Origin of the sequence: uncultured Methylovirgula sp., assembly GCF_947646745.1 — a bacterium.
Classification (GTDB): domain Bacteria; phylum Pseudomonadota; class Alphaproteobacteria; order Rhizobiales; family Beijerinckiaceae; genus Methylovirgula.
The window spans coordinates 21469-38835 of the sequence record NZ_CANSHK010000024.1; the positions used below are offsets into that span (position 1 = coordinate 21469).

The 17367-nt window shown below is 62.2% G+C and carries 19 protein-coding genes and 1 tRNA gene; 13 read left to right on the forward strand and 7 right to left on the reverse strand.

The features are described 5' to 3' along the window. The first annotated feature begins 182 nt into the window (after nucleotides 1–182). Nucleotides 183–1202, forward strand: a complete 1020-nt coding sequence (locus Q0025_RS08650; protein ID WP_297298026.1) for an alpha/beta hydrolase — start codon at nucleotides 183–185, stop codon at nucleotides 1200–1202. On the opposite strand, the gene hisN is transcribed toward Q0025_RS08650, so the two are convergent. After that, nucleotides 1199–1999 carry a histidinol-phosphatase gene (gene hisN, locus Q0025_RS08655; RefSeq protein WP_297298028.1) on the reverse strand — a complete coding sequence of 267 codons (801 nt, stop codon included), beginning with the start codon at nucleotides 1997–1999 and terminating at the stop codon, nucleotides 1199–1201. The genes Q0025_RS08650 and hisN overlap by 4 nt on opposite strands. A gap of 345 nt (nucleotides 2000–2344) precedes the next feature. After that, entirely contained in the window at nucleotides 2345–3277 is a 933-nt protein-coding gene (locus Q0025_RS08660) for an N-formylglutamate amidohydrolase (protein WP_297298076.1), read from the reverse strand. 230 nt (nucleotides 3278–3507) lie between these two features. On the opposite strand from Q0025_RS08660, the gene cpdR reads away from it, so the two are divergent. The 3 genes from cpdR (at nucleotide 3508) to Q0025_RS08675 (ending at nucleotide 5402) form a co-directional block, all read left to right on the forward strand. Continuing rightward, complete coding sequence (cpdR, locus tag Q0025_RS08665; RefSeq protein ID WP_297298030.1) at nucleotides 3508–3891, forward strand: cell cycle two-component system response regulator CpdR; 384 nt, start codon at nucleotides 3508–3510, stop codon at nucleotides 3889–3891. A 77-nt stretch (nucleotides 3892–3968) separates the two neighbouring features. Further along, nucleotides 3969–4043: transfer RNA gene (locus tag Q0025_RS08670), tRNA-Val, on the forward strand. 285 nt (nucleotides 4044–4328) lie between these two features. Continuing rightward, nucleotides 4329–5402 (forward strand): acyltransferase family protein, encoded by a 1074-nt coding sequence (locus Q0025_RS08675; protein WP_297298032.1) that lies wholly within the window; start codon nucleotides 4329–4331, stop codon nucleotides 5400–5402. A gap of 28 nt (nucleotides 5403–5430) precedes the next feature. Here Q0025_RS08675 and Q0025_RS08680 read toward each other — a convergent pair whose 3' ends face one another. The 3 genes from Q0025_RS08680 to Q0025_RS08690 all read right to left on the reverse strand — a co-directional run bounded on the left by Q0025_RS08680 (nucleotide 5431) and on the right by Q0025_RS08690 (nucleotide 7691). Beyond that, nucleotides 5431–5781, reverse strand: a complete 351-nt coding sequence (locus Q0025_RS08680; protein ID WP_297298034.1) for a hypothetical protein — start codon at nucleotides 5779–5781, stop codon at nucleotides 5431–5433. A gap of 125 nt (nucleotides 5782–5906) precedes the next feature. Further along, nucleotides 5907–6233 carry a hypothetical protein gene (locus Q0025_RS08685; RefSeq protein WP_297298036.1) on the reverse strand — a complete coding sequence of 109 codons (327 nt, stop codon included), beginning with the start codon at nucleotides 6231–6233 and terminating at the stop codon, nucleotides 5907–5909. A 138-nt stretch (nucleotides 6234–6371) separates the two neighbouring features. Then, nucleotides 6372–7691, reverse strand: coding sequence for an MFS transporter (locus Q0025_RS08690; protein ID WP_297298038.1), 1320 nt, complete (start codon nucleotides 7689–7691; stop codon nucleotides 6372–6374). 185 nt (nucleotides 7692–7876) lie between these two features. On the opposite strand from Q0025_RS08690, the gene cyoA reads away from it, so the two are divergent. The 7 genes from cyoA (at nucleotide 7877) to Q0025_RS08725 (ending at nucleotide 14691) form a co-directional block, all read left to right on the forward strand. After that, nucleotides 7877–8983, forward strand: a complete 1107-nt coding sequence (gene cyoA / locus Q0025_RS08695; protein WP_297298040.1) for a ubiquinol oxidase subunit II — start codon at nucleotides 7877–7879, stop codon at nucleotides 8981–8983. A 25-nt stretch (nucleotides 8984–9008) separates the two neighbouring features. Next, nucleotides 9009–11006 carry a cytochrome o ubiquinol oxidase subunit I gene (cyoB, locus tag Q0025_RS08700; RefSeq protein ID WP_297298042.1) on the forward strand — a complete coding sequence of 666 codons (1998 nt, stop codon included), beginning with the start codon at nucleotides 9009–9011 and terminating at the stop codon, nucleotides 11004–11006. Between the two features lie 3 nt (nucleotides 11007–11009). Beyond that, nucleotides 11010–11645: a cytochrome o ubiquinol oxidase subunit III gene (gene cyoC, locus Q0025_RS08705; RefSeq protein WP_297298044.1), complete on the forward strand. Its 636-nt coding sequence runs from the start codon at nucleotides 11010–11012 to the stop codon at nucleotides 11643–11645. Then, entirely contained in the window at nucleotides 11642–12025 is a 384-nt protein-coding gene (cyoD, locus tag Q0025_RS08710) for a cytochrome o ubiquinol oxidase subunit IV (RefSeq protein WP_297298045.1), read from the forward strand. The genes cyoC and cyoD overlap by 4 nt, the downstream gene beginning before the upstream one ends. Before the next feature lie 32 nt (nucleotides 12026–12057). Continuing rightward, nucleotides 12058–12792 carry an SURF1 family protein gene (locus tag Q0025_RS08715; protein ID WP_297298078.1) on the forward strand — a complete coding sequence of 245 codons (735 nt, stop codon included), beginning with the start codon at nucleotides 12058–12060 and terminating at the stop codon, nucleotides 12790–12792. Between the two features lie 83 nt (nucleotides 12793–12875). Continuing rightward, nucleotides 12876–14168 carry an ATP-binding protein gene (locus tag Q0025_RS08720; RefSeq protein WP_297298047.1) on the forward strand — a complete coding sequence of 431 codons (1293 nt, stop codon included), beginning with the start codon at nucleotides 12876–12878 and terminating at the stop codon, nucleotides 14166–14168. After that, nucleotides 14158–14691: a response regulator transcription factor gene (locus Q0025_RS08725; RefSeq protein ID WP_297298048.1), complete on the forward strand. Its 534-nt coding sequence runs from the start codon at nucleotides 14158–14160 to the stop codon at nucleotides 14689–14691. Before Q0025_RS08720 ends, Q0025_RS08725 begins: the two co-directional genes overlap by 11 nt. 29 nt (nucleotides 14692–14720) lie before the next feature. On the opposite strand, the gene Q0025_RS08730 is transcribed toward Q0025_RS08725, so the two are convergent. Continuing rightward, the gene (locus tag Q0025_RS08730) at nucleotides 14721–15356 is read right to left on the reverse strand and encodes a DUF1109 domain-containing protein (RefSeq protein WP_297298050.1); all 636 of its coding nucleotides are present in this window, start codon (nucleotides 15354–15356) and stop codon (nucleotides 14721–14723) included. Beyond that, complete coding sequence (locus Q0025_RS08735) at nucleotides 15353–15913, reverse strand: sigma-70 family RNA polymerase sigma factor (RefSeq protein WP_297298052.1); 561 nt, start codon at nucleotides 15911–15913, stop codon at nucleotides 15353–15355. Before Q0025_RS08735 ends, Q0025_RS08730 begins: the two co-directional genes overlap by 4 nt. Before the next feature lie 194 nt (nucleotides 15914–16107). Here Q0025_RS08735 and Q0025_RS08740 point away from each other — a divergent pair, with 194 nt between their 5' ends. Continuing rightward, the gene (locus Q0025_RS08740; protein WP_297298054.1) at nucleotides 16108–16389 is read left to right on the forward strand and encodes a DUF2282 domain-containing protein; all 282 of its coding nucleotides are present in this window, start codon (nucleotides 16108–16110) and stop codon (nucleotides 16387–16389) included. A 112-nt stretch (nucleotides 16390–16501) separates the two neighbouring features. Then, nucleotides 16502–17365, forward strand: a complete 864-nt coding sequence (locus Q0025_RS08745; protein WP_297298056.1) for a DUF692 domain-containing protein — start codon at nucleotides 16502–16504, stop codon at nucleotides 17363–17365. Nucleotides 17366–17367 lie beyond the last annotated feature (2 nt).

The following is a 17367-nucleotide window of genomic DNA, read 5'->3' on the forward strand; positions in this document are numbered from 1 at the left end:
TTCATTCTCCTCAAAAAAGCGAGTGGGGCGGCAGCCGGCTAAAGCCCTGACCGCAACCCGTTTTCTGCGCGTCCGATTGGCCCGCGCGGATTTGATGTGGTAGCGATTGTGCGGGTTGCAAGGGCGCTTTCGACCGGATTCGCGAGGCGCCGCGCCTCCAAACGGCAAAGACGAGGCTTCGATTGGAGCTGATCAATATTCCGGCCAATCCGGTGCCCGACGGCGCCATCGCCACACCTTTGACGACCCAGGATGGAGTCAGCCTGCGGGCCGCACGCTGGGAAGGGCCGCCGAAGCCGCGCGGCACGGTCGCAATCCTCACCGGGCGCGCCGAATTCATCGAACGCTATTTCGAGACGGTCGCCGATTTGCTGGCGCGCGGCTTTGCTGTCGTCGCCATGGACTGGCGCGGCCAGGGCCTATCGGAACGCCAGCTCGGCAATCCGCGCAAAAGCCATATCGACGACTTCGAAATCTACGAGCGCGATCTCATCGCGCTGCGGGATCAATTGCTCGAACCTTTATGTCCGAAACCATGGTTCGCGCTTGGCCACGGCATGGGTGCCGCTGTGCTCATCGCCCAGGCACACGCCGGGCGTTCGCCCTTCACCCGGCTGGTGCTGACATCGCCGATGATCGATCTCTATCAATTGCGCTTCAAGACCGGCGCGCGGCTTTTGGTGGAAGGCCTCGACATCATCGGCCTCGGCGGCGCTTACATTCCCGGCGGCAGCGGCCGCTCGGTTTTCCTGCGGCCCTTCGCGCGCAATATCCTGACCTCTGACGCGACCCGGCATGAACGCACCGTCGCGGTGCTCAACGCCGCGCCGCAGCTCGTCCTCGGCAGTCCAACGGTCAGTTGGGCGAACGCCGCGCTGCGGCTGATGCGCCGGTTCGAAAATGCCGATTACGCGCGCCGGACGCTGACGCCAATTCTGGTGATTGCCGCGGGCGCCGACCGCATCGTCGCGACGCCGGCGATCGAAGCCTTTGCCAGCCGTCTCAAGGCTGGACATTTCATCACCCTGCCCCAGGCGCGCCACGACCTATTGATGGAGCGCGATGCGTTTCGCAGCCAATTCTGGGCGGCTTTCGACGCCTTCGTCCCGGGCGCGAATGACGAACTCGCGAAGACCTTGCGCGCCATGCCGCGGCGCCGCCGCCGGCGCTTCTGGCGCTGGCCGCTCGCCGCCCGCGCTTAGCCCGCGAGCAAGGCGAGCGCCGCTTCATGCAGGCGCTTATCCCCGGCGGCGATGACATTGCCGCCCAACGCCGCGTCGCCGCCGGTCCAGGTCGTAACGATCCCGCCTGCCCCTTCAACGATCGGAATGAGCGGCGCAATGTCATAGGCCTTGACGCCGGCCTCCATGACGCAATCGACGTGGCCCGCCGCAAGCATGGCGAAGGCATAGCAATCATAGCCATAACGCGAGAGCCGGGCCTTGTCTTCGACACGGCGGAATCGGGCAAGCGCCTCGGGGGGATAAAGCAAGGGCGATGTCGTGAGCAGCGTGGCGCGCGATAGCGTTTCGCAAGCGCGCACATAGAGCCGGCGCTGGGCCAGCTTGTGATCGCGCCCCGGCCCGCGCCAGGTCGCGATCTTGCCGTCGCCAAAGAAATATTCGCGCGTGAAGGGCTGCGCCATGGCGCCGTAGATGGGCCGGCCCCGATGCAGCAGGCCGATCAAGGTTCCCCAGGTCGGAAACCCCGAGATGAAGCTCTTGGTGCCATCGATCGGATCCAGCACCCAAACATATTCGGCCTCCTCGCGGTCGCTGCCGAATTCCTCGCCGACAATGCCGTGGTGCGCGAAGGTCTCGCGGATCAAGCGGCGCATGGCGACTTCCGCGGCGCGGTCCGCCTCCGTGACCGGATCAAACACGCCGCCGGCGCTACTCTTGTCCTCCGCACCAATCGCGGTGCGGAAGAACGGCAGAATGATCTGCCCGGCGACATCGGCGAGTTTTTCGATGAAAGCGGTAAGGTCGATGGCGGTCATGCGCGACTCGATATGCGTGAAACGACCATAGAGCCTCTATCGCCGTGCCGAACCTGGATTATGGCCGAAGCTGCGTGAGCGTTGCATCAGAGCAACGCTTTTTTAGTGGCGGAAAAAGCCAAATTTTCTCTTCGAGAATAATACCTTAGGCCATTTCATGCGGCGCGCCGCCGCAGAAGCGCAAAATAGGTCAATAAGACTTGCGCTTTGTGCGACGCGGGGGCATATTATTGCAGTGCGACAACCCGGTTGTCGCCGATGCCCTCCTTGGGCGTTTCCTCCCTAGACTTGGGCCGCTTGCTCTTTGGCAAGCGGCCTCTTTCATTTCTGAACCGGTCTCCGCGCTTATTCGGCGGCGGCCCGGGTCGTGCCCGCATGCCCGGCGGCGATATAGGCGGCCAGCACGGCCATGACGCGCGACAAATCACTGGCGATCGTGGAGAAGCGCGGCGCCTTGGCCAGGCTCGCCTCATTCATATAAAGCCCGCGATTGATCTCGATCTGCATCGCATGCAGATGATTGACCGGATCGCCGTAGTGCTCGGTGATGAAGCCACCGGCATAGGGCTTGTTGCGAAAGACCGTATAACCCGAGCTTCGCAATTCGTGCTCGACGAGATCGATGAGGTCTGTGGCGCAACTCGTGCCGTAACGATCGCCGAGAACGAAATCCGCCTTGATCCGCCGCTCGCTCTCGCGCCCCGGCGGACAGGTCGAAACCGACGGCATCGAATGGCAATCGATCAGAACCGTCATGCCGAACTTTTGCCAGGCGCGCGACAGCAGGGCTTCGAGCGTCCGATGATAAGGCTTATAAAGCGAATCGATCCGCGCCAGAACCTCATCGAGCCGCAGCTTGCGTGCGTAGATTTCCTGTGAATCGCCGACCACGCGCGCGACCGTACCGAGGCCGCCCGCAACCCGCACCGAGCGCGTATTGGCAAAACTCGGCAGGCGCGTCTCGAACATGCGCGGATCGAGCTCGTAAGGTTCCCGATTGAGATCAAGATAGGCGCGTGGAAAGCGCGCCCGGATCAGCGGCGCGCCGACTTCGACGCCGCCGAGGAAAAGCTCGTCGACATAGGCGTCCTCGGAGCGGCGCAGAGTCGCCGCATCGAGGCGGGAGCTGGCCAGAAAGCGCGCCGGATAAACCGAGCCTGAATGCGGCGACGACAGCACCAGCGGTGCGGCCAATCGCGCTGGCTCGACCACGTCGAAGGGGGGATCGAGCTCCGGCTCGTGCACGGGCGCGGTCTCGAGCAAGGACAAAAACGGCATGCTGCCGGGTTTGAATGCGGCCATCAAAGCTCCGATCTGCGGGCGCCGCGGTGCCGGCCAAGGCATCGGCGCCCGAATTAGGGCCAAGTTTGACACCAGATGGCCGGCCTGTCGATGGCACCGGCGATGGTCAAATCTCCGCGAAAGCCTCGATCGTTAGTTGATTATAGGGTCACTTTCACTCGATTTTTACCGAACGGGGCTTTGATGGCGGGAAACCAGGGGCTGTGATGAACGACGAGACCTTTCAACAAAATCCCAAAATTCTGCTCGCCGAGGACGACAACGACATGCGTCGCTTCCTCGCCAAGGCGCTGCAGAATGCCGGCTATGCCGTCGCCTCCTTCGACAATGGGCTTTCGGCCTATAACCGCCTGCGCGAGGAGCCGTTCGAGCTTCTGCTCACCGACATTGTCATGCCGGAGATGGACGGTATTGAGCTGGCGCGCCGGGCGACCGAACTCGACCCGGAAATCAAGGTGATGTTCATCACCGGCTTCGCCGCCGTCGCGCTCAACCCCGACAATCACGCACCGCGCCAAGCGAAAATCCTTTCGAAGCCCTTCCACCTGAAGGACCTGGTCAACGAAGTCCAGCGTCTGCTCGCCGCCTGAGGCCGCGACGCTCGGCTTGCGCCGCGAGCATGAAGCCGATATAGGCTCTGCTTCCCGCGGCCCTTGGCCGTCTTTTCGGGCGCGTAGCTCAGCGGGAGAGCACTACGTTGACATCGTAGGGGTCACAGGTTCGATCCCTGTCGCGCCCACCATTTAAAACCCCGACTCTCCGAGGCGTTGCACCCGAACCCCGATCGGTGCAAATTACAACGGTGCCGGGTCATTTGGGGTGTGCGCTATGATGCGCGCGAGCCGCAATCCACCCCATTCACGCCGCAATGAAGGACGCGCGAGCGACGGCATCTGCCGGAGGCTTTCAGGACAATCGTCCGATTCACCGCCCGTCTTTGTAATCAGCGATTCCTGCCCGGCTTTAGGAACGAAAGAGACGATTCAAGATTTTCTCATCGCCCCCTGCTGTTCTCGAGGCATCGAATATGAATGATGCGAAGCGGATCGATTGGATCGATGCGGCGAAAGGAATCGGAATCATCGCGGTCGTCGTCGGTCACGTCGTCGAACCGACCGGATATCTCGCGAGAACGCTATATTCGTTTCATATGCCGTTGTTTTTCGTCATATCCGGGTATTTGTTCAATTTCGAAAAGAACGACGCCGACCTGCCGAAGACGATCAAGACGAAATTCCATCACTTGATGATCCCGTATTTTGTCTGCGGGGTTTCGGTATTTTCGATTTGGCTCCTATTTTCGTGTCCGAAGCCATTTGTGGCCACACCCGGCGGGGCAATTGCCGCCTTGGCTTCTCAAAGCCTCGTCAGCTACCTCTATGGCATCGGGCAAATCAATGTTCTTGCGTCGCTCGCCTGGATAACGCCGGTGGGAACCGCGTGGTTTTTGGCGGCGCTGTTTTGCACCGAAATCCTGTTCCTGTTTTTTTTGAAGGCGCTGCGACGGGCCCCTGCCGGCATACGGCTGTGCGCGGCGATCTCGATGGCGCTCTTGGGCGTTCTGATCGGGCGAAAAATATTCCTGCCTTGGAGCTTGGATATTTCTTTCGTCGCGCTGCTTTTCGTCCTCGTAGGATACGAACTAAAGCAACACGATTACGTCGCTCGCGCCACGGTCTGGCATGCCTTGGGAGCCGGGGTCGTTTGGTTCGGCTGCATGTCGTTCAGCATGCTCTCGATGAACAATAGACAATACGACAACTTCCCCTTGGCGATGACGGGAGCCGTCGCCGGATCCTTCGCCGTTCTCTATGTCGCAAAAACCGTCTCGCGATTCGTTCCCGCGATGGCATCGGTCGGGAAACGATCCCTCGTCATCATGCTCGCGCACCCTGTTCTGTTTTATTATCTGCCGGCAGGATCGCCGATCCGCTATCATTGGTCGTGGGAGAGCGTCTATTTGCTCGCTGCGTCTCTCGCGACAAGTGTCGTGATCGAAGCGATCATCCTATCGCTTGCGAAGCCGATTTGGAGCGCGGCTCGGCGTGGCGCACGCGAGCATGCCGCCGCCCGAACCGAACGGCTGCAAGCCTCATTATAGTGTTGGGAAACCGGCCGGGCGCGGAAAATCAGAAACTCAGGCCCATCGAAGGCTGGAAGCCGGAGCTCGAGCCGCTTTGGGATCCGGTCGGCCCGCCACCCTGCATCGTCGTCGATTGCTCGAAGAATTTCTTGCGTCCCGCAGCGACACTCGGATCTTCACCCACCCCCGCCGACGAGCCGCCGGACGATCTCGGCGCAGCGATCGACCAATCCTCGGAAAAATCGTTGGGGTTGCTGCTCTCGACCGTCTTGGCATGGGCCTTATGTGCCGGATGCTTCGGCGCTTGGCCGTCTTGCGCAAGAGCAGCCGACGCAAGAGCAACCGAGCCCCAGCCGAGAACGAGGATTGCCGCTAAGCCGATGCAACGCCGAACCATATCTGCCCCCAAGAAAGACAGGATCCGGGCGGAATTTACCCCGGATCGCCTTTGCCGGCACTCACATGTCCGAGAGCGCGAAGGACACGGCGCCGCCCATCTCAAGCGAGGAATTTATAACGTAATCAGAGCTTTGGAATCCACGATTTCTTTGCCACATCAGCCGCCAAAGCGCCGACCACTTTCACGAAAACGGCATTCTCGTTCTTGCGGCAGAAATCCAGCGCGGACGACCGCACTTTCAGCGCTGCGGCCGTCAGGCGTTTCTCGTCCTGCGTGCCGAGCCGCGCCGCCAGAAACCCATAGATATAGCCTGCGAACAGCGCCGCCTTGTCGTCCCGCGCGGCAGTGAATTTTGCGCATGACGCCAAAGCGAGCGGTTCGGCGGACGCGGGCGTCATCGCCGCAACGGCGAGCGCGACGCCCGCAAACATCGAAATCCGTGACCGCATTTCAGCCTCCTGCTCTTCCGATCGCGGAGGCATATAGAGCCACAATGGCGGGTTTACGACGCCTCGGCGCGAACGTTTTGCGGCTCGATCAGGACCGGGACGGCCCCCGCAAGAGGCCTGCCCGCCGATCGGTCAGCCTCAATCGACCTCGAGCTGCCGATTGATGGCGAGTGCCAAAACCGTGACGATCGCACCCGACAGCAAATAGCCGCCGGAGGACATGACGCCGAAGCGGCTCGAAACGGCAAGCGCGACATAGGGCGCGAAACCGGCGCCGAAAAGCCACGCAAGATCAGACGTCAAGGCCGAAGCCGTATAGCGATAGATTTGCGCGAAATTGGAGGCGACCGTCCCAGAGGCCTGGCCAAACGAAAGGCCGAGCAGAATGAAACCGATGACCATATAGGCCGTCTCGCCGGCATCGCCGGTGTTGAGCAATTGCGGCGCAAAACCGCTGAACGCGGCGATCGCGGCAGCGGTGATGCTCAACACCCGCGTGCGGCCGATGCGGTTGGCGATGAGGCCGGACGCGACCATCGCGATCACGCCAAAAATGGCGGCGATCAATTCGATGATGAGAAACTTCTCCGCCGTCTGATTGGTGAACAGCAAAACCCAGGACAAGGGGAAGACCGTCACCATGTGGAACATGGCGAAACTGGCGAGCGGAGCAAAGACACCGATGATGATGTTGCGGCCTTCCGCCTCGATCGTCTCAAGCACCGGCGCCGCCTGGAGTTCGAGCGCCTCGAACTGTTCGCGATATTCCGGCGTGACGACGATGCGCAGCCGGGCGAACAGAGCCACGACGTTGATGGCGAAGGCGACAAAGAACGGATAACGCCAGCCCCAATCGTAGAAATCCTGCGGCGTCAGATAGGAGATGAAATAGGCGAACAGGCCGCTGGCGACGATCAGCCCGAGCGGCGCGCCGAGCTGCGGAATCATGGCATACCAGCCGCGCTGTTTCTCCGGCGCGTAAATCGCGAGCAGCGACGGCAGGCCGTCCCACACGCCGCCGAAAGCCATACATTGGCCGATGCGCAGAATCGTCAGGATCAATGCCGAGACCCAGCCGACCTGTGCATAGCCCGGCAAAAAGCCCAGCGACACGGTGCAAGCGCCCATCAGGAACAAGGCGATGGTCAGTTTAACGCCACGGCCGAAGGCTCGCTCGACCGTCAAAAAGAGGGCATCGCCGACCGGCCGGGCGAGAAAGCCAACCGCAAAGACGACGAAGGACAAGAGCGTGCCGTTCAGCGGCGAGGCATAGGGGAAGACCCATTTCGGGAAGACCAGGACCGAGGCAATCGCATAAACGAAAAAGTCGAAATATTCCGACGTCCGCCCGATGATGACGCCGGTCGCGAGATCAGCCGGGTTCACGCCGCTGTGTTGGGCGCTCGCCTCGGCTCCGGAGGAAAGGACTGCTGAAGGCGCTGCAGATTCGGCGCTCATGGATCGATCTTACTCCCAAAATGGCAGACGGCTGCACCCGGCGCCGCAAGGCCCCACAAGTCGACAGTCTTTTGTGCTGCAATGCGCCATCGGGGCATTGGGCAAATTGTCCAATAGCTCCTCTTTTGCAGTGCAGCTAGCCAGTCACCGCCATCATTCTCCGCGCCATAAAAACGGGAATTGCCGTGAGACGTCTCCGCTCTATCGCTTTGCTTTCGTGCTTGACCCTCCTCGGCGGCTGCAAGGCGATCGTATTGGATCCGGCGGGCGATGTCGCCATTCAGCAGCGCGACGCCCTGCTCGATTCCGTCTGGTTGATGCTGCTCGTCATCGTGCCGGTGATGTCGCTGACGGTGCTCTTTGCCTGGCGCTACCGCCAATCGAATCGGGTGGCACGCTACGAGCCGGACTGGGATCATTCGACCCAACTCGAACTTGTCATCTGGGGCGCGCCGCTGCTCATCATCATCGCGCTCGGCGCGGTCACCTGGGTGAGCACCCATCTCCTCGATCCCTATCGGCCAATCGACCGCATTGCTGCAGGCAAGGCTGTGCCGGCATCGGCAAAGCCGGTCGAAGTCGACGTCGTTGCGCTCGACTGGAAGTGGCTCTTCATCTACCCGCAATATGGCATTGCCACGCTGAACCAGGCGGCGGTCCCGGTCAATCAGCAGGTCGAATTCCGAATCACCTCGTCGAGCGTGATGAACGCGTTCTACATCCCGGCCATGGCCGGCATGATCTATGCGATGCCGGGCATGGAAACGCAGCTCCACGCAGTCATGAACAAGACAGGCGTGTTCCAAGGTCTCTCGGCCAATTACAGCGGCAGCGGTTTCGCCGGAATGCATTTCGCTCTCAGCAGCCTGAGCGCGGCGGATTTCGGCAAATGGGTCGCGAAGGTAAAGGCTGATGGCGGCGCCCTCGACCGCAACACCTATCTCGATCTCGAGCGGCCGAGCGAGAACGTGCCGCCCAAGACCTATGGCGCGGTCGACCCGGCGCTTTTCAAGCTCGCGGTCAATCAATGCGTCGACGCCGGCAAAATGTGTCTCGACGAAATGATGGCGATCGATGCCAAGGGCGGGCTCGGCCTCGCCGGTATCAATAATGTCGTGCCGCTCGTCTACGACAAATATGCGCGACGCGGCTCCGGCCCGACGCGGGCCTATGTCGCGGCGCTCTGCCAGCGCAACGGCGCCGCGATACCGGCTGCGACCGCGGCCGACCTTGCCCGCCAGCTTACCGCACCGGTGCGCCTCGCGCCGCTGCAATCGACCGACGCCGAATAATCCTCTCAAGGCAGTATTGCGCGAAATGAATCCGACCCTGCAGCACGAAATCTTCGGCCGCCTGACGCTCGACGCGATCCCCTATCGCGAGCCGATCCTGATCGGCACGTTTATCGGCGTCGCGATCGGCGGCCTCGTCGTCCTCGGCGCCATTACCTATCTGCGCGCCTGGGGCTACCTCTGGAAGGAATGGTTCACCAGCGTCGATCACAAGAAGATCGGCGTCATGTATATCGTCCTCGCCGTCGTCATGCTGCTGCGCGGCTTCGCCGATGCGCTCATGATGCGCCTGCAGCAGGCCTTGGCCTCCGGCGGCGGCCAGGGCTACCTGCCGGCGCACCATTACGACCAGATCTTCACGGCGCACGGCGTCATCATGATCTTCTTCGTCGCCATGCCGTTCGTCACCGGCTTGATCAATCTGGTCATGCCGCTGCAGATCGGCGCGCGCGACGTGTCCTTTCCCTTCCTCAACAGCTTCAGCTTCTGGATGACGGTCGCCGGCGCGATCCTCACCATGATCTCGCTCTTCGTCGGCGAATATGCACGCACCGGCTGGCTGGCCTACCCGCCGCTTTCGGAAGCCGCCTATAGCGCCGATGTCGGCGTCGATTATTACATCTGGGGCTTGCAGATCGCCGGTATCGGCACGCTGCTCTCCGGCATCAACATGATCTGTACGATCGTGAAGCTGCGTGCGCCGGGCATGACCCTGATGCGCATGCCGGTCTTCACCTGGACGGCGCTCTGCACCAACATTCTCATCGTCGCCGCCTTCCCGGTTCTCACCGCCGTACTCGCGCTGCTCAGCCTCGACCGCTATCTCGGGTTCAACTTCTTCTCGAACGATTTCGGCGGCAATCCGATGATGTATGTGAACCTCATCTGGATCTGGGGCCATCCGGAGGTCTATATCCTCATCCTGCCGGCTTTCGGCGTCTTCTCCGAGGTGACGGCGACATTCAGCGGCAAAAGGCTCTTCGGCTATACGTCGATGGTCTACGCGACGCTCGTCATCACCATTCTCTCCTACCTCGTCTGGCTGCACCACTTCTTCACGATGGGCTCGGGCTCAAGCGTGAACTCGTTCTTCGGCATCACGACGATGATCATCTCGATTCCGACCGGCGCGAAGATGTTCAACTGGCTGTTCACCATGTATCGCGGCCGTATCCGCTTCGAAGTGCCGATGCTCTGGACTGTCGCCTTCATGCTGACCTTCGTGATCGGCGGCATGACGGGCGTCATGCTGGCGGTGCCGCCGGCCGACTTCGTCCTGCATAACAGCCTGTTCCTGATCGCGCATTTCCACAATGTGATCATCGGCGGCGTGTTGTTCGGCATGTTCGCCGGGGTCAATTACTGGTTCCCGAAGGCCTTCGGCTTCAAGCTCGATCCGTTCTGGGGCAAGATGTCGTTCTGGTTCTGGGTCAGCGGCTTCTACTTTGCCTTCATGCCGCTCTATGTGCTGGGCTTCATGGGCGTCACCCGCCGGTTGCGCGTCATCGACGACCCGTCTTTGCACATCTGGTTCATTATCGCGGCTTTCGGTGCCCTGCTCATCCTCATCGGTATTGCGAGCTTCCTCATCCAGATTGCCGTCAGCTTCAAGAATCGCGAGGCGCTACGCGACACGACCGGCGATCCGTGGAACGGCCGCACTTTGGAATGGTCGACCTCCTCGCCGCCGCCCGCCTATAATTTCGCCTTTACGCCGATGGTGCACGACATCGATGCGTGGTGGGACATGAAGCAGCACGGCTATGTTCGCCCGCTCGAAGGTTTCAAGCCGATCCATATGCCGAAGAACACGGCTGCCGGCCTCATCCTCGCGGCCCTCGCGACGATCTTCGGCTTTGCGATGATCTGGCACATCTGGTGGCTGGCGATTGCGGGCTTTGCCGCGGCGATCGCCACCGGCATTGCGCATACGTTCAACTATCACCGCGATTTTTACATTCCGGCGGCCGATGTGAGCCGCACGGAATCTGAACGCACCCGTCTCCTCTCGGCCAAGGCTTAAGTCATGACCGTCCTGACCGATACCGCCACACCCGGCGCCCAGGCGCCGGTCTTCTACGTCGCTGACGAGCATGAGCATCCGGAAGGCGCGAGCACATACCTCGGCTTCTGGATCTATGTGATGAGCGATTGTCTCATCTTTGCGTGCCTGTTTGCGACCTTCGGCGTGCTGGGCGGCAATTATGCCGCCGGCCCGGCGCCGAAAGACGTGTTCGAATTGCCGATCGTGGCGGTCAATACCGCCATGCTGCTCTTGTCCTCGATCACCTACGGCTTCGCCATGCTGGCGATGGACAGGGACAAGACCGGCGCGACGCTCGGCTGGCTTGCCGTCACCGCGCTCTTCGGCGCGGCCTTCGTCGGCATCGAGCTGCACGAATTCGCCGGCCTGATCCACGAAGGCGCGACGCCGCAGCGCAGCGCCTTCCTGTCGTCCTTCTTCACTCTTGTCGGCACGCACGGACTGCACGTCACCTCCGGCCTTGTCTGGATGGTCGTGCTGATGGTGCAGGTCGCGACCAAGGGACTCGTGCAGGCCAACAAGCGCCGGCTCCTGTGCCTCAGCATGTTCTGGCACTTCCTCGATGTCGTCTGGATCGGCGTGTTCACCTTTGTCTATCTCTTGGGGATGTTGCGATGAGCCTTGATGCGCACGCGCTCGACGAATCCGATCACGGCCACGACGACAGCCCGCCGCACGGCACGCTGCAAAGCTATTTGATCGGCTTCGGCCTGTCGGTTGTTCTGACAGCCATTCCGTTCTGGCTGGTCATGTCCGGCGTCATCGCCGACAAGACGGTGGCGGCGATCACGATCATGGGTTTCGCTTTCGTCCAGATCATCGTCCACGTCATCTATTTCCTGCACGTGGACTTCAAGTCCGAGCGCGGCTGGACGATCATGACCTTTATCTTCACGGTGGTGATCCTGTTCATCACGCTCAGCGGCTCGCTGTGGGTCATGTATCATCTCACCTCGAACATGGCGCCGACCCCCGCCGTCATGAGACAGATGCCGTGACGACCCCGCGCGGCAGGGGGCGGGGACGCTCGCTGCTCGCGCGATGGGCGCTTTTCGGCTTCGTTTGCCTCACCGTCGCCGGATTGACCGCACTCGGGGTCTGGCAGCTCGAGCGGCGCGTCTGGAAGCTCGACCTCATCGCCCGCGTCAATGCACGGGTCCATGCCGCGCCGGTCGCGCCGCCCGGCCCCGCCGATTGGCCGGCGATCTCGACCGCCAAGGACGAATATCTGCGCGTCCGGTTATCCGGCCGCTTCCTCAACGACCGCGAGACCTTCGTTCAAGCCCTGACCGAGCTCGGCCCCGGCTTTTGGGTGCTGGCACCGCTCAAAACCGACCAGGGGTTCGTCGTACTGATCAATCGCGGCTTCGTTCCTCCGGCACGGCGCGCGGGCGCCGAGCACGACGTCATCTCCGGCGAGACCAGCATCACCGGCCTGCTGCGGATCAGCGAGCCGAAAGGCCGGTTCCTACGGCCGAACGATCCCAAGGCGGGGCGCTGGTATTCGCGCGATGTCGCGGCCATCGCCGCCGCCCACGGCCTCACCGACGTGGCGCCTTATTTTATCGATGCCGAGGCCGGCGCCAATCCGGCTGCCTGGCCGCGTGGCGGCCTGACGGTGCTCAGCTTTCCGAATAACCATCTCATCTATGCCCTGACCTGGTTCAGCCTGGCTTTGCTGTTGGCCGGCGGGACCCTTTATAATGTACGGGAGGAATGGCGCGGACGGCACGAAGCCGCCGCCGACCCTGGATCGAGATGCTAGCGCGCGAAGACCCGGATCCCGCAAGCCTTGACGATGACGCGGCCGTCGCGGCGCCGGCGCCGATAGGTGCAGCGGCGGACCTCATGGCCGCGCCGCCGATCTCGGACGCCGCCAATCGCAAGAATATGGCCCTGCTCATCCAGTTCCGCTGGATCGCGGTGATCGGCCAGTTCATCACCATCATGTTCGTGCAATTCGGCCTCGGCATTTCCTTGCCGTTGCCGCCGATGATGGCCGTTCTGGGCGGTCTCATCCTGCTCAATTTCGCGAGCCGCCTCTGGCTGCGCTCGCATGACGATATCGGCAGCGCGGCGCTATTGCTCGTCTCGATGCTCGATGTCTTTGCCCTGACGGCGCAGCTTTGGCTCTCCGGCGGCGCCAACAATCCCTTCGTCTCGCTCTATCTGCTGCAGATCACGATGGCGGCGGTGCTGCTCGATGCGCAATCGACCTGGCTGATTGTCGCACTGACCTTTACCGGCTTTGTCGTTCTCGTCAGCTTTCACGAACCGCTCGATATTCCAAGCCGCTGGGCCGGCACCAACACCTTCTCGCTGCCAATTCTGGGGATGCTCGTGTGCTTCATCCTCAATGCGGCGCTGCTCGTCGTTTTCATCAGCCGGATCACGCGCAATCTGCGCGAACGCGACACCCGCCTCGCGACGCTCAAACAGGCCGCGATCGAAGAAGACCATGTCGTCCGTATCGGGCTGCTCGCGACCGGCGCGGCGCATGAGCTCGGCACGCCGCTCGCCTCGCTGTCGGTCATTCTTGGCGATTGGCGACGCATGCCGCTCGTCAAAACCAATGCCGACCTGCGCCAGGAGGTCGAAGAAATGCAGACGGCGGTCAACCGCTGTAAGGGGATCGTCAACGATATCCTGGCTTCGGCCGGCGAGGCGCGCGGCGAGGCGCCAGGCGTGACGACGGTGACAAAATTCCTCGACGATATCGTCGCCGACTGGCGCGCGGGCCGGCCGACGGCCACGCTTGCCTATCAGAACAAGTTTGGGGCGGACCTGCCGATCGTCTCGGATTCGGCACTGAAGCAGATCGTTTTCAACGTGCTCGACAATGCCGCGGAAGCCTCGCCGAGCTGGGTCGGGTTCACCGCCGCGCGCGAGGCTGATTCGCTTATCCTCGAAGTGAGCGACATCGGTCCTGGCTTCGCGCCGGAGATTCTGGCAAATTTCGGCCGGCCCTATCAATCGAGCAAAGGCCGGCGCGGCCGCGGCCTTGGCCTGTTTCTCGTCGTCAATGTGGTCAGGAAACTTGGCGGCACCGTCACTGCGCGCAATCGCGGCCGCGGCGCCGTCGTAACATTGCGTCTGCCCTTGAGCGCCCTGGCAATCGGAGCCCCGCGTTATGGTCAATGAGCGTTTGCTGATCATCGTCGAGGACGACGTCGCCTTTGCCAATACGCTGAAGCGCTCTTTCGAGCGCCGCGATTACAAGGTGCTGCACGCCGACAGCCTCGGCGGGGTGAAAACGTTGCTCGAAACACAGAACCCCGGCTATGCGGTGGTGGACCTCAAACTCGGCGGCGGCTCGGGCCTTGCCTGCGTCGAGGCCTTGCACGCGCACGATCCCGAAATGCTGATCGTCGTCTTGACCGGCTATGCCAGCATCGCAACCGCCGTCGAAGCTATCAAGCTTGGCGCCCGCCACTATCTCGCCAAGCCGTCGAATACCGACGATATCGAGGAAGCCTTCCAGCGATCGGCCGGCGATACGCAGGTTCCCCTGACAGAGCGCCCGACCTCGATCAAGACGCTCGAATGGGAACATATCCACCGCACGCTGGTCGAAGCCGATTTCAATATTTCGGAAACGGCGCGGCGGCTCGGCATGCACCGGCGCACGCTCGCCCGCAAACTCGAAAAGCGGCAAGTGAAATAGTTCAAGTGAAATAGTTCGAGTGAAATAAATTACCAGCGCAGCCAGCGGCTGCCCGCAAGCGCCCCGACCGCCATGACGACCAGTACGGCGAGCGTATACCAGGTCGCGACGAAAAGCGGCGAATCGTCGGGGCAATGGGTCGCGTAAAGCGAAGCGCCGAACGCGCCGGCAAAAAGCCCTGCGACGGCGCCGGCGAGACCGGGATTGTCCGGCGCGCCACGATGCAGGGCGATGAGGGTGCCGACCAGCGGCGCCGCCGACATCAGCGGGATCAGCACCATGCAGACAAGGGCGTTGTGGCCGATGAGGCGCACACGCCAGAGGTCCGGCGGAACGACCGCCAGTTCGATCAGGACCGCGCCGGCGAGCACAATCAGCAGCGCGATCAAGATCAGCACCAGCGGCCGCGGGTCGCCGCGTGGCCTGGCCAGTTGCAAGGCCAGAGGCCCGGCGCAGGCAAAAACGGCGACCGGGAAAGCAATCTTGAACAGGATGCGCCAGTCGGGCAGCAGTGTGAAGAGATGCGGGCGCAGGCCGATGGCCAGGGAATAGAAGACGAGCGAGACCGCGACGCCTGGAAGAAAGCCGTAAAGAAGCGCCTGCGCGAGAGACATGCGCGGTGCGCTGTCCTGCGCCAGGCTACGGATCAGGTCATCCGTTTTCATGCTGCGCCGCCTCCCCTGGAGGTGCGTGCGGCGAGCGCGGCGAGCCCGCGATGCAGGGCGACCCGCACGGCGCCCCGCGTCATCATCAGCTTCTCCGCCGCCTCGGCAATCGAATCGCCGGCGACCGCAATGGCCTGCACGACCTTGCGCTGCACTTCGGGCAGCGTGCCGAGCTGGCGGTCGATATAAAGGCTGGCGAGATTGGGCTCTTCGGTGTCGGCCGTGAGCATCTCCGTAAAATCGTCAATGGGGACGTCGACATGCCGGCCGCGGCGGCGCAAGGCGTCGATCGTCTTATGCCGGGCAATGGTGAAAACCCAAGGCGTCACCGGCGCAGTTTCGATCCACGTCTGCCGTTTCAGATGGATGGCCAGCAGAATGTCCTGCACAATATCCTCAGCCTCAGCCCCTGCCGAATTTGTCCGCGCCAGCAAACGCCGCACGAAGGCCCGCAGCACCGGCGCCAATTCCCGCAGGAATCGCTGGTAGGACAGCGAATCCCCGGCATTAGCGGCGCGCAGAAGAGAACTCCACTCGCTATCCCGGTCTGGCCGCACGCACCCTCTTAGCTTGTTCGCAAAAACCCTGCTTGGCGTTACATGCCTTTTTGGCCTCGTGTTGTCACGCCTTCGTGATCTAAAATCGTCGGCGGCGCCGGTAACGGCCATCGAAGGCGCCTCGTACTAGGGCCGTGCGGGTTGCCAACCCCAGATCGACGACGGCCCCTTCCACAAGGCTCAAGGAGCAATTTATGACGACCAAATCGGGACTGACGAAGGCCACCTTGGCCTCCTCGCTCGCCGCCGCCATCGCGCTTGTATCCGTCCAGGCGCAGGCCGATACCAAAAAGACCGAAAAATGTTACGGCGTGGCGCTGAAGGGCCATAACGATTGCGCCGCCGGGGCCGGTACCACCTGCGCCGGAACCCAGCCGATCGATTACGACGGCCATTATTTCAAACTCGTGCCCAAGGGCACCTGCACCGCGATGAAGACGCCCAAGGGCGCCGGCTCCTTGACCGAGAAAATGTGAGATGCGCGAGGGCGGTGTTGGATGCGGGTTGTCCGCGCCCATTCGGCTCTCGTGATTTTGCCCGGCACGCGGGCTGCAGGCTTGCGTGCCGATTGACGCGGGAACTTTCGCCATGAGCTTCGCTTCGCTGCCGGCCGAGATCGGCCTCGGTTTCAAGCCGCAACATTTTTCCGATATCGCGGCGGCTCCGGCGGCGGTCGGCTTTTTCGAGGTCCATGCCGAAAATTATTTCGGCGCCGGCGGCGTCCCGCATCGCCAGCTCGCCGCCTTGCGGCGCGACTATGCGCTGTCGCTGCACGGCGTCGGTCTTTCGATCGGCGGCGAGACGCGGCTCGACGGCCATCATCTTGCGGCCCTCAAGGCGCTGTGCGTGCGCTACGAGCCGGAGAGCTTTTCCGAACATTTGGCCTGGGCCTCGCACAACGAGACCTATTTCAACGATCTTCTGCCGCTGCCGCTGAATGAGGCGACGCTCAAGCGCGTCGCCGCGCATGTCGATGAATTGCAGGCGGCGCTGCAATGCCGCGTGCTGATCGAAAATCCGGCAAGCTATCTGAGCTTTTCCGACGGCACGATCGCCGAGCCGCAATTTCTCGCCGAGCTCGCCGCCCGCACCGGCTGCGGCCTGCTGCTCGACATCAACAATGTCTATGTCAGCGCCGTCAACCTGGGTTTCGATCCGAAGACCTATCTCGACGCTTTCCCGCTCCAATGGATTGGCGAAATCCATCTCGCCGGCCATAGCGATGCGACCGATGCCGAAGGCCGCACCCTGCTCATCGACACGCATGGGGCGCCGATCGCAGACCCCGTCTTTGCGCTTTACCAATGGGTGCTGGCGCGCACCGGGCCGCGGCCAAGCCTGATCGAGCGCGACAACGACGTGCCGGCTTGGCCGGCGCTCGTCGATGAGGCTGCAAAAGCGGGCGAGATCCTCGAGGCCGCGCGCAAAGCCCAATCGCATCAGGCTGCGTGAGC

What these genes read in the sequence shown, in the direction of transcription:
- hisN (WP_297298028.1), bottom strand. Translation starts at nt 1,999, where the DNA reads ATGACCGCCATCGACCTTACCGCTTTCATCGAAAAACTCGCCGATGTC.
- Q0025_RS08660 (WP_297298076.1), bottom strand. Translation starts at nt 3,277, where the DNA reads ATGCCGTTTTTGTCCTTGCTCGAGACCGCGCCCGTGCACGAGCCGGAG.
- cpdR (WP_297298030.1), top strand. Translation starts at nt 3,508, where the DNA reads ATGAACGACGAGACCTTTCAACAAAATCCCAAAATTCTGCTCGCCGAG.
- Q0025_RS08675 (WP_297298032.1), top strand. Translation starts at nt 4,329, where the DNA reads ATGAATGATGCGAAGCGGATCGATTGGATCGATGCGGCGAAAGGAATC.
- Q0025_RS08680 (WP_297298034.1), bottom strand. Translation starts at nt 5,781, where the DNA reads ATGGTTCGGCGTTGCATCGGCTTAGCGGCAATCCTCGTTCTCGGCTGG.
- Q0025_RS08685 (WP_297298036.1), bottom strand. Translation starts at nt 6,233, where the DNA reads ATGCGGTCACGGATTTCGATGTTTGCGGGCGTCGCGCTCGCCGTTGCG.
- Q0025_RS08690 (WP_297298038.1), bottom strand. Translation starts at nt 7,691, where the DNA reads ATGAGCGCCGAATCTGCAGCGCCTTCAGCAGTCCTTTCCTCCGGAGCC.
- cyoB (WP_297298042.1), top strand. Translation starts at nt 9,009, where the DNA reads ATGAATCCGACCCTGCAGCACGAAATCTTCGGCCGCCTGACGCTCGAC.
- cyoC (WP_297298044.1), top strand. Translation starts at nt 11,010, where the DNA reads ATGACCGTCCTGACCGATACCGCCACACCCGGCGCCCAGGCGCCGGTC.
- cyoD (WP_297298045.1), top strand. Translation starts at nt 11,642, where the DNA reads ATGAGCCTTGATGCGCACGCGCTCGACGAATCCGATCACGGCCACGAC.
- Q0025_RS08720 (WP_297298047.1), top strand. Translation starts at nt 12,876, where the DNA reads ATGGCCGCGCCGCCGATCTCGGACGCCGCCAATCGCAAGAATATGGCC.
- Q0025_RS08725 (WP_297298048.1), top strand. Translation starts at nt 14,158, where the DNA reads ATGGTCAATGAGCGTTTGCTGATCATCGTCGAGGACGACGTCGCCTTT.
- Q0025_RS08730 (WP_297298050.1), bottom strand. Translation starts at nt 15,356, where the DNA reads ATGAAAACGGATGACCTGATCCGTAGCCTGGCGCAGGACAGCGCACCG.
- Q0025_RS08740 (WP_297298054.1), top strand. Translation starts at nt 16,108, where the DNA reads ATGACGACCAAATCGGGACTGACGAAGGCCACCTTGGCCTCCTCGCTC.
- Q0025_RS08745 (WP_297298056.1), top strand. Translation starts at nt 16,502, where the DNA reads ATGAGCTTCGCTTCGCTGCCGGCCGAGATCGGCCTCGGTTTCAAGCCG.